The organism is Streptomyces sp. NPDC002588 (genome assembly GCF_040295925.1).
Taxonomy (GTDB): domain Bacteria; phylum Actinomycetota; class Actinomycetes; order Streptomycetales; family Streptomycetaceae; genus Streptomyces.
Window position 1 is genome coordinate 94676 of record NZ_JBEOWF010000021.1, and the last position, 12066, is coordinate 106741.

Below are 12066 nucleotides of genomic sequence, written 5' to 3' on the forward strand. Positions count from 1 at the left end.
GTGTCCAACGACGACCGTCTCCGGCACCTCCTGCGAGAGACCGCCGCACAGCTGCACCACACCCGGCAACTGCTCGCCGATGCCGAGGCCCGCCCACTGGAACCCGTGGCGATCGTCGGCATGGCATGCCGCTATCCCGGCGGCGCCGACTCGCCGGAACGGCTGTGGGAGCTGGTCACCACCGGCACCGATGCCATCTCGGCGTTCCCGGCCGACCGCGGCTGGCGGCCACCCGGCATCGGACCCGACCAGGGCGGATTCCTCCACGACGCGGGCGAGTTCGACGCGGACTTCTTCGGGGTGTCGCCGAAGGAGGCGCTGGGGATGGACCCCCAGCAGCGATTACTGCTGGAGACCGCCTGGGAGGCCATCGAGCGGGCGGGCATCGACCCGTCGACCCTGCGCGGCAGCCGGACCGACGTGCTGGTCGGCGGCGCGTTCACCGGCTACGCGCCCAGCACCATGGGCACCTTCGACGAGTCGGAGGGCGACGCGGTCACCGGCAGTTCGATGTCCGTGCTGTCCGGCCGGATCTCCTACACCCTCGGGCTGGCGGGCTCCGCCGTCACCGTGGACACCGCGTGCTCCTCCTCGCTGGTCGCCCTGCACCTGGGGGTCCGTTCGCTGCGGGCCCACGAGTGCGACCTGGCGCTGGTGGGCGGAGTCACGGTGATGGGGTCGCCGGCCCCGCTCGTCGAGTTCGCCCGGCAGGGCGGCCTGGCGGCGGACGGGCGGTCCAAGGCGTTCGCCGACACCGCCGACGGCATCGGCTGGGGCGAGGGCGCCGGCCTGCTGCTGGTGGAGCGGCTGTCCGACGCTCAGCGGCTCGGACACCCGGTGCTGGCCGTGGTGCGGGGCACCGCCGGCAACCAGGACGGCGCGTCCAACGGGATCACCGCGCCGAGCGGTGCGGCGCAGCGGGCGGTGATCCAGCAGGCGCTGGCCAACGCGGGCCTGTCTCCCGCGGACGTGGACGCGGTCGAGGCCCACGGCACCGGAACCAGCCTCGGCGACCCGATCGAGGCGCAGGCTCTGCTGGCCACCTACGGGCAGCACCGGCCGACGGACCGGCCGCTGTACCTGGGGTCGGTGAAGTCCAACATCGGCCACACCCAGGCCGCGGCCGGAGTGGCCGGCGTGATCAAAATGGTGCAGGCCATGCGACACGGCGTACTGCCCCGCACCCTGCACGTCGTGCAGCCGTCGTCCCATGTCGACTGGTCCGCCGGCGCGGTGGAGCTGCTGCGCGATCAGCGGCCCTGGCCCGAGACCGGCAGGCCCAGGCGGAGCGCGGTGTCCTCGTTCGGCATCAGCGGCACCAATGCCCACGTCGTACTCGAAGAGGCGCCGCCCGCACCCGCCGCCGCCGAGGTCCCCGCCGAGGAGCCGGCCGGCCGCCTGCCGTGGGTCGTGTCGGCGAAGAGCGAGCCCGCGCTCCGCGCGCAGGCGGCGGCATTGCACGCCCACCTGACCGCACGCCCGGGACTGACCGTCCCCGATGTGGCCCGTGCGCTGATCACGAGCAGGACGCTGTTCGACCACCGGGCCGTGGTCACCGGCCTCGACCGGGGTGAACTGCTGGCGGGTCTCGGCTCGCTGTCCGCGGGGACACCGGTCGACGCGGTGGTCACCGGGGTGGCGGGACGGGGCCGGACGGCGGCGCTGTTCACCGGACAGGGCTCGCAGCGGCCCGGCATGGGGCGTGAGCTGTACGAGCGGTACCCCGTGTTCGCCGAGGCGTTCGACGCGCTGTGCGACTGGTTCGACGCTCTCCTGCCGACCCCGCTGCGCAAGGTGGTCTTCGCCGAGCCCGGCACCGCCGAGGCGGCCGCGCTCGACCTCAGCGGCTTCGCACAGCCCGCGCTCTTCACCGTCGAGGTGGCGCTGTACCGGCTGTACGAGTCGCTGGGCCGGACGGTGGACTACGTGCTGGGGCACTCGCTCGGCGAGATCTCCGCCGCGCACGTGGCCGGCGTGCTGTCCCTTCCGGACGCGGCGCGGCTGGTGGCGGCACGCGGGTCCCTGATGCAGGAGCTGCCGGGCGGCGGGGTCATGAGTGCGGTGCGCGCGGGCGAGCCCGAGGTGCTGGCGGTGCTCGCAGACCTGGGCCGGCCGGTGGACATCGCCGCGGTGAACGGCCCCGAGTCGGTGGTGGTGTCCGGCGCCGCGGACGACGTCGCCCTCGTGGAGCACGCCGTGTCCGCCCGGGGCTGGAAGACCTCGCGGCTCTCGGTGACGCACGCGTTCCACTCGGCCCTGATCGACCCCATGCTCGACCGGTACGCCGAGGTGCTGTCCGGGGTGTCCTTCGGCGAGCCGGCCACCGGGTTCGTGTCCACGACCTGGGGTCGTGCCGTGTCGGGAAAGGACCTGGGCAGACCGGAGTACTGGCTGGACAACGTGCGCCGCACGGTGCGGTTCGCCGATGCCGTGCGCGCGCTTGACGCGAGTGGCGTCAACGCCTACCTGGAGATCGGCCCGGACGCGGTGCTGTCCTCGCTGGCGCAGGACTGCGTGCAGGACTCCCGGCGTGCTGTGTTCGTGGCCACGCAGCGCCGCCACGAAGGCCAGGTCGACACGTTCGAGCGGGCGTTGGCCCGGCTGTTCGTGCGGGGCGGCCCGGCGCCCGCGCCGAGCGGGGCCGCCGGCGGTCGGCGTCCGCACGTCGAGCTGCCCACGTACGCGTTCCAGCGCGACCCGTACTGGCTCAACTCAACACTCACGTACGCCGCGCCCGCCGACGACGGGCCGGACTGGCACTACGGGATCGGCTGGGAGCCGCTGCCGACAGCACACCCGGCCCCGCGCCTCGGCGGAACCTGGTTGCTCGTGGTCCCGGAGGACGGTTCGGGCGGCGCTGTCGCCTCGGCCCTCACCGCCGCCGGTGCAACGGTGTCGCGGCTGGCGGTCACGGACCTCGACCGGCCGGAGCTGGCCCGACGGATCGGTGCGCTGCCCACGGAGCCGACCGGGGTCGTCTCCCTGCTCAGCGACGCCGAAGAGCCACTTCCCGCACTCGGCGGCGTGCCGAGGGGCCTGGCCGCCACCCTGGTCCTGGCACAGGCTCTCGGTGACGCGGGCATCCCCGCACCACTGTGGTGCGTCACCGCCGGTGCGGCCTCGGTGTCCGGGGAGGCGGTCACGAGTCCTGCGGGCGCTGCGGTCGCCGGGCTGGCGAGGGTGGTGGGACTGGAGCACCCGGATCGATGGGGAGGGCTGGTCGATCTGCCCTGCACACCGGACGAGGCGGACCTGGCCGCCCTCGCGGATGTGCTCGCCCTCGACCGCGGCGAGGACCAGGTGGCGATCAGGCCGTCGGGCAGCCACGCCCGCCGCCTCACCCGCACGCCCGTCCCCCGGGGCCGGCAGCCGTGGCGGCCCACCGGCACCGTGCTGGTCACCGGCGGCACCGGCGGGCTCGGGAAGCACGTGGCCCGTTCGCTGGCGGGCGAGGGAGCGGAGCATCTGGTCCTGCTCAGCCGGCGCGGCCCGGACGCACCGGGCGCACAAGCACTCCACGACGAGCTGACCGCACTGGGCACCGAGGTCACCCTCGTGGCCTGTGACGTGCTCGACCGCGAGCGGATCGCCTCGGTGCTGGCCGGCCTGCGCGCCGATGGCCGCCCGGTCCGGGCCGTCGTGCACACCGCGGGGACCGCGCAGCCCGCCACACCGATCGCGCGGACCGGCCTCGCGCAGCTCACCGAGGTGATGTCGGCCAAGTCGGCCGGGGCCGCCCTGCTCGACGAACTGACCGCCGAGGACGATCTCGACGCCTTCATCCTGTTCTCGTCGGCCGCCGGTACGTGGGGCAGCGGCGAACAGGCCGGCTACTGCGCGGCCAACGCGGCCCTCGACGCCTTGGCGCAACGAAGGCATGCGCGCGGCCTGGCCGCCACCTCGATCGCGTGGGGCGTGTGGGCGGGACCCGGCATGGCCGAAGGGGCCGGCGACCGGTACGCCGCCCGGGGCCTGCGGCCGATGGACCCCGACGCGGCTTTACGGGCGCTGCACCGGGCCGTGGCGGGCTGCACCCCGACGCCGGTCGTCGCCGACGTGGACTGGGCCCGGTTCGCGACCGCATACACAGCGGCCCGTCCCCGTCCGTTGATCGCCGCCCTGATCCCGCGACCCGCTGCCGACAGCCCCTCCGCCCGTTCGGACCTGCGCTCGAGACTGGCCGGCCAATCCGGTCAAGGGCAGCGGAACACGCTGCTCGGCATCGTGCGGGAGCAGGTCGCCGCCGAGCTCGGTCACGGTTCACCCGACGCGATCGGGCCCGAACGGCCGTTCCGCGAGCTGGGGTTCGACTCGCTGCGTGCGGTCGGACTGAGCAACCGGCTGACCGAGGTGACCGACCGCCGGCTGCCCACCGGCCTGATCTACGACCACGAGACCCCGGCCGCGCTGGCCGAGCACCTGACCACGCTGCTGCGCGCGGACGCGGTGGCCGGTCCGGGCACCGCGTCCGACGAGGGCAGCGGGCTGCACGCCCTGTACAGCAAACTGGCTCTGCAGGGCAAGATGGAGGCGATCGAGTCCCTGTGCGTCGGTGCGGCGGGCCTGCGGGAGACCTACGACGATCCCGCCGGCTTCGATCTCGCCCCCCTCGTACGGATGGCTCGCGGCGGACACGGTCCCACCCTGTTCGCGTTCCCGCCGTTCGCACCGGTCGAGCCGGCGATCCAGTTCGCCAGGCTGGCCGACTACTTCCGGGGCCGTACCGAGCTGGCGGTGGTCCCGGTGCCGGGCTACCGGGCCGGTGAACCGCTGGCGTCCTCGGTCGACGCGCTCGTCGGTGTGCTCGTCCGGCAGGTGCTGCGCGCTCGTGGCGACGCGCCGGTCGTCGTCCTCGGCTACTCGTCCGGCGGCTGGCTCGCGCACGCGGTGACCGAAGGACTGGAGGCGGCAGGCGTACGGCCGTCGGCGCTGGTGCTGTTGGACACCTACCTGCCCGACGGGATGTCTCCGGCGTTGCGCCGGGCCATGAACTACGAACTCGTGGTGCGCCGGGAGACCTTCGCCAGGCCGGACCTGACCGCCATCACCGCGTTCGGCACCTACCGGCGCATGTTCCGCGACTGGCGGCCGGGGCCGGTGACCGCACGGACCTTGTTCCTGCGGCCGCGGGACTGCGTGCCGGGCTCGCCGGACGAGCCGGCCGTCACGGACTGGCGTTCGCACTGGCCGTTCGGCCACGAGGCCGGTGAGGTCCCCGGCGACCACTGCACGATGGTCGGCGATCACTCCGACACCACGGCGGCAGCGGTGTGGTCCTGGCTGTCCGCGCTCCACCAGAACGACGATTTCAGGAGGACTTCGTGACCGACACCGGATGGATCCAGCCGGGCGACATGGATCAGCTCGACCCCCGGACCCTGGTCCAGCGAGCCGCAGTCACCGATGTCGTCGTCGCGGCCGGGCTGCTGTTCGACTCCGGCGAGTTCGAGACGCTTGGCACCCTCTACACGGCGGACGCGCTCTTCGAGATGGATCCGGCCCCCGAGGGCTTTCCCGCCGCGGTCCGCACCCGGGACCAGATCACCGCCGGACTGGCGGCACTGTGGCGGCACAACCGGGAAACGGTGGGCGTCCACTCCCGGCACGCCACGTCCAACCTGCTGGTCACCAGGCTGAGCGAGGACACGGCCGAGGTGTATTCGATCTTCACCGTCACGGGCCGCTACCTCGACGGACGGTTCGACCTGCGCAGGCTCGGCAACTACGTGGACCTGCTGCACCGCGAGGGCACGGCGTGGCGCATCGCGCACCGGCGCCTGCACATGATGGCGCCACCACCGGTGCGGCCCGGCTCCTCGCCCGCTTCGGATCCGGACCGGGAGACGGTGGCGTGATGGCGACGAGCGACCCGAACCCCCGCACCGGGCCCGGCGAACCCATCGCGGTGGTGGGGATGTCGTGCAGGCTCCCGAAGTCCTCCACGCCCCACCAGTACTGGCAGCTGTTGCGCGACGGCGTGGACGCGGTGGGGGAAGCGCCGCCGGACCGCTGGCCCGGCTCCGCGCTGCCCCATCGTTTCGGCGCCTTCCTCGACGACATCTCCTCCTTCGACGCGGCGTTCTTCGGTGTCTCCCCCCGTGAGGCCGCCGCGATGGACCCGCAGCAGCGGCTGCTGCTGGAACTGAGCTGGGAGGCTCTGGAACACGCCCGCATCGTGCCGTCGCGGCTGCGGGGCACCGCGACGGGTGTGTACGTGGGGGCGATGTGGGACGACTACGCCACCGTGCTGCTGAGTTCCGGTCCGGACGCCATCGACCAGCACACGATGGCGGGCATCGGCCGAGGTGTCATGGCCAACCGCGTCTCGCACACGTTCGGGCTGCGCGGCCCCAGCATGACCGTGGACACCGCGCAGTCGTCCTCGCTGGTCGCCGTGCAACTGGCCTGTGAGAGCCTGCGCCGGGGCGAGTCCACCACAGCCCTCGCCGGCGGGGTGAACCTCAACATCCTTGCCGAGACCACCCTGGGGGCGGCCCGGTTCGGCGGACTGTCACCGCAGGGCCGCTGCTTCACCTTCGACGCGCGGGCCAATGGCTATGTGCGTGGTGAGGGCGGCGCGCTGGTGGTGCTCAAAACGCTGTCCGACGCGCTCGCCGACGGCGACGAGATCCACAGCCTCATTCTCGGTGGTGCGGTCAACAACGACGGCGGCGACAGCCGGCTGACCGTGCCCAGCGCGGTCGCCCAGCGTCAGGTCATCGAACAGGCGCACCGCCAGGCGGGCGTCGACGCGTCGGACGTGCAGTACGTCGAACTGCACGGCACCGGCACCAGGGTCGGCGACCCCGTCGAGGCGCGGGCGCTCGGGGCGGCACTCGGCGAGCACCGCTCGGCCCGTCACCCGCTGCTGGTGGGCTCGGCCAAGACCAACATCGGCCACCTGGAGGGCGCGGCAGGCATCGCCGGGCTGCTCAAGGTGGTGTTGAGCATCCGGCACCGGCAGCTGCCGCCCAGCCTCCACTTCGAGCAGCCGAACCCGGACATCCCGCTGTCCGAGCTGCGCCTGCGCGTGCAGAGCGAACTGGGTGCGTGGCGTTCCGAGCGGCCGTTGCTGGCCGGGGTGAGCTCGTTCGGCATGGGTGGGACGAACTGCCACCTCGTGCTCGCCGAACCCCCGGCACGTGACGTCACTCCGCTCAGCCGGTCCGAAGGCGACGTGCCGTGGCTGATCTCGGCACCCGCACCGGATGCTCTGCCCGCCCAGGCGTCCGCCCTGCTGTCCTGGCTGGACGCCCGTCCCGACGCCGAACCGCAGGCTGTCGGGCTGTCGCTCGCCCTGACCAGAACGGTCTTCGAGCACCGTGCCGTGGTACGTGGCCCGGGCCTCGCGGAGTACCGGCGCGCGCTGGCCGACCTCGCGGACGGGCGACCGCCCGCCGACACCGGGATCGAGTGGCTGGCCGGGCTGACCGGTGAACCGGCCCGGTTCACCGACCTCCCCACGTACGCCTTCACCAGGCAGCGGCACTGGGTGGGCGAGAACGCGCCCGCGCCGCAGGCCGCGCCGCGGGACCTGCTGGAGCTGGTGCGGACCCACGTCGCGCTCGAACTGGGTTTTGTCACCGGCGAGTCGATCGACCCGGACCTGACCTTCGAGAACCTCGGGGTCGACTCCGTCGGCCTGACACAGATCAGCGCCGGCCTGAGCAGGGCCACCGGCCTGCGTCTGACGTACCGCCTGATGTTCCGGTACCCCACGCCGGCAGAGCTCGCGGGCTTCCTGCGCCAGGAGCTGGCCGGCACCCGGCCGTCCGAGCCCACGTCCCCGACCACGTCCCCGACGGCGGCGACCACGACGGCGACTGCGGACGACCCGATCGCGGTCGTGGGCATGGCCTGCCGCTACCCGGGCGGCGTGCGCTCGCCGGACGACCTGTGGCGTCTGGTCAGCGAGGGCCGCGACGCCATCACGCCGCTTCCCGCCAACCGGGGCTGGGACGTCGAGCGGCTCTACGACCCCGACCCGGACCGGCCGGGCACCTCCTACGCCCGGCACGGCGGCTTCCTGCACGACGCAGACCGGTTCGACGCCGACTTCTTCGGCATCAGCCCACGCGAGGCCGCCGCGATGGACCCGCAGCAGCGCCTGCTGCTGGAGGTGTCCTGGGAAGGCATCGAGCGGACCGGGACGGACCCGACGACCCTGCGCGGCAGCCGCACCGGGGTGTTCGTCGGCGCGACCTCCCAGGACTACGGTCCCCGCCTGCACGCCGCCGACAGCGGCTCCGAGGGCTACCGGTTGACGGGCAGCACGCCAAGCGTCATGTCCGGCCGGGTCGCCTACACGCTCGGACTGCTCGGTCCGGCGGTCACCGTGGACACCGCGTGCTCCTCGTCCTTGGTGGCCGTGCACCTGGCGGCGCAGGCGCTGCGCCAGGGCGAGTGCACGCTGGCCCTCGCCGGTGGTGCCACGGTCATGTCGAACCCGGGCATGTTCGTGGAGTTCAGCCGCCAGCGCGGGCTCTCACCGGACGGCCGCTGCAAGCCCTTCTCGGCGAGCGCCGACGGCACCGCATGGGCTGAGGGCGTGGGCGTACTGGTCCTGGAGCGGCTGTCCGACGCGCGGCGCAACGGCCACCGGGTGCACGCCGTCCTCGTCGGTTCGGCGATCAACTCCGACGGCGCGAGCAACGGGCTCACCGCACCCAACGGCGCGGCCCAGGAAAGCCTGATCCGCCAGGCACTCGCCGGCGCCGGGCTGGCCGCCCACGAGGTCGACGCGGTGGAGGCGCACGGCACCGGGACCACCCTCGGCGACCCGATCGAGGCCGAGGCCCTGCTGGCCACCTACGGGCAGGACCGGCCGGCCGGACGTCCACTGTGGCTGGGATCGCTGAAGTCCAACATCGGGCACGCACAGGCCGCGGCCGGAGTCGGCGGAATCATCAAGATGATCACCGCCATGCAGCAGGGTTCGCTGCCGAAGACACTCCATGTGGACGCTCCGTCGCCGCATGTGGACTGGTCGGCGGGAGGCATCGCACTGCTGCGCGAGGCCGTGCCGTGGCCTTCGTCCGGCCGGCCCCGCCGCGCCGGCGTGTCCTCGTTCGGCATCAGCGGAACCAACGCGCACGTGATCCTCCAGGAGCCGACGCCCGACGAGGGTCCGCTGCCGGCGCGTCCGGCACCCGGCGTCGCGCCCGTCGTACTGAGCGCCAAGGACGACGACGCGCTGCGCGAGATGGCCGGCCGGCTGTCCGCACTCGACGCCGATCCGGTCGACCTCGCGTTCTCGTTGGCGACCACTCGCACCGCGTTTCACCAGCGGGCCGCGATCGTGGCGCAGGACCGGGCGCAGTTACGGGCCGGGCTGTCCGCGCTCGCCGAGGGCCGGACCGCGCCGAACGTGCTGCGGGCCAGTGCGAGGGCCGCCGGTGGCACGGCGTTCCTGTTCACCGGCCAGGGCAGCCAGCGGGTGGGCATGGGACGTGACCTGTTCGCCGCGTACCCGGTCTTCGCCGACGCGCTCGACGAGGTGTGCGGGCTGTTCGATCCCCACCTGGACCGCCCGCTGCGCGAGGTGATGTTCACCGACGAGACGGGGCTGCTCGATGGGACCCGATACACCCAGGCGGCGTTGTTCGCCCTGGAGGTGGCCCTGTTCCGGCTCGTGGAGCACTGGGGACTGCGCCCGGACCACGTGCTGGGGCACTCGGTGGGCGCGATCGTCGCCGCGCACGTCGGTGGTGCGCTGTCGCTGCCCGACGCGGTCCGACTGGTCGAGGTGCGCGGCCGGCTGATGCAGGCGCTGCCCGTCGGCGGCGCGATGTTCGCGGTGCGCGCGGGCGTCGAGGAGGTCACCGCGCTGCTCAGCGGCCACGAGGGATCCGTGGGCATCGCCGCGGTCAACGGCCCGAACTCCGTGGTGATCTCGGGCGACGAGGGTCCGGCGCGCCGTCTCGCCGAGCAGTTGGGCGGGCGGGTGCGAAGGCTGAGGTCCAGCCATGCGTTCCACTCGCCGCACATGGACGCGATGGTGGCCGGCTTCCGCCGGGAACTCGGCGAACTCTCCGTCACGGCCCCGCACATTCCCGTCGTCTCCGACCTGACCGGCGAGCTCGCGACGCCGGCAGAGCTGGGCTCAGCGGACTACTGGGCCCGGCACGTGCGCGACACCGTCCGTTTCGACGCGGGCCTCCGCCATCTCGACGCACAGGGCACGACCGGTTACCTGGAGCTGGGACCGGACGCGGTGCTCGCCGTCCTCGCGGGCGACGCCGCCACGGATGCGACCGCTGTCGCCGTTCCCGCGCTGCGGCACGACCGGCCGGAGGCGGAAACGCTCTGCACCGCCGTCGCGCACCTCAACACCCGCGGTGTGCCGGTCGACTGGCCGTCGTACTTCGCGGGCCGCGATCCGCGCCCGGTCGAGCTGCCGACCTATCCCTTCCAGCGCCGGGGCTTCTGGCTGACCGGCGGCGCCCTCGCGCCGGCCGGGCACCCGTGGCTGACCGGCGTGACCGAACTGGCCGACGAGCAGGGCTGGCTGGCCGCCGGACGCCTGTCGGCACAGGACATTCCATGGCTGTCGGAGCATGTCGTGCTGGGCAGGGAGATGCTGCCCGCGGTGGCCTTCGCCGAACTGGCCCTGTACGTGGCCGGCCAGATAGGTGCCGAGCACGTCGCCGAGCTCACCCTTGAGAATCCGCTGATCGTGTCCGAAGCGGAAGGCACGGACCTCCAGGTGGTCGTCCGGCCGGTGAACGCGGCCGGCCAGTACCCGTTCAGCGTGTTCGCCCGGGGTGAGCGCGACCCGCACTGGACCCGGCACGCCACCGGCGCCCTGGACACCGGCACCGCCTCGCCCCCGTCCCCGCTGCCCGAGCGGTGGCCGCCGGCCGGAGCCCGGCCGATCGACCTGACCGACGCCTATCCACGACTGGCCGAACTCGGTTACGACTACGGCCCCGGCTTCCAGGGCCTGCGGGCCGCGTGGCGATCCGGCGCGGACGTGTACGCCGAAGTCGAGCTGGCAGCCGAACCGGGCCCGTTCGGTCTGCACCCCGCCCTGCTCGATTCCCTGCTGCATCCCGTGGTGCTCGGGCTGCTCGGGCGGCCCCGGACCGGTCTGCTGCCCTTCTCCTTCACCGGCGTGACCCGGTACGCCGTCGGCGCGAGCGCGCTGCGCGTCAGGCTCACCAGCACCGGCGACGACACCGTGGCGCTGACCGTCACCGACACGTCCGGGAGCCCTGTCCTGGCCGTCGGATCACTGGCGCTGCTGGCCACGGACACGGCCGTTCCCGACGCGCTGCACGCGGTCGAGTGGGTGCGCCGTACCGTGGATGCCGCGGCTGTGGGCCGGACACCGGTGGTCGCGGAGACATCCTGGTCCGCCGGTCTCGACGCCGAGATCCCCGCCGCGGACGTCCTGCTCGTCGACTGCACGGCCGAGCGGCCCTCGCACGACGTGGCCGGCCGGGCACACGCCCTGACGGCCGGGCTGACCGCCCTGATCCAGGACTGGCTGTCCCGGGAGCGGTTCGAGGGCACCAGACTGGCGGTGCTCACCAGCGGCGCGGTGGCCGTGGAGTCCGACACGGAGATCGAGGATCCGGCGGGCGCCGCGGTGTGGGGCCTGGTGCGTACGGCTCAGCTGGAACATCCCGGGCGGTTCCAGCTCATCGACGTACAGCCGGCCGATCGGGCGGACGTCCCCGCCCTCCTGGCGGCGGACGAACCTCGGACTGCGGTGCGGGAGGGCCGGCTGTTCGTACCGCGGGTCAGCCGGCTCAGCCCCGCCGCCGACGGCCCGCGCACCCTCAGCGGCACGGTCCTGATCACCGGCGGGACCGGTGGCCTCGGCGGACTGCTCGCCCGCCATCTCGTCACCGCTCACGGCGTGCGCGACCTCGTACTGACCAGCCGTGGCGGCCGGGAGTCGCCCGGCGCGGCCGAACTCGAGGCCGAGTTGACCGCATGGGGTGCGACCGTGGCGGTCGAGGCGTGCGACGTGGCGGACCCGGACGCGCTGGCCGACCTGCTCGCCGCGCTTCCGGACCTGGACGCCGTCGTGCACGCGGCCGGTGTGCTCGACGACGCCAC

General features: G+C 73.5%; 3 protein-coding genes (1 of these 3 running past the window's edge). All 3 read left to right on the forward strand.

The genetic code is table 11. The features are described 5' to 3' along the window. Tightly spaced (each overlapping or abutting the next), the 3 genes in view from ABT057_RS24525 to ABT057_RS24535 form a layout consistent with a single transcriptional unit that may run on beyond the window. Window positions 1-5325, forward strand: coding sequence for an SDR family NAD(P)-dependent oxidoreductase (locus ABT057_RS24525; RefSeq protein WP_352345709.1), 5325 nt, complete (start codon window positions 1-3; stop codon window positions 5323-5325). After that, entirely contained in the window at window positions 5322-5855 is a 534-nt protein-coding gene (locus ABT057_RS24530; RefSeq protein ID WP_352345710.1) for a nuclear transport factor 2 family protein, read from the forward strand. Before ABT057_RS24525 ends, ABT057_RS24530 begins: the two co-directional genes overlap by 4 nt. After that, window positions 5855-12066, forward strand: the beginning of a protein-coding gene (locus ABT057_RS24535) for a type I polyketide synthase (protein WP_352345711.1). The gene runs 10651 nt beyond the window's last position; 6212 of the gene's 16863 nt are visible here — the first part of the coding sequence; the start codon lies at window positions 5855-5857; its stop codon lies off the right edge, out of view. The genes ABT057_RS24530 and ABT057_RS24535 overlap by 1 nt, the downstream gene beginning before the upstream one ends.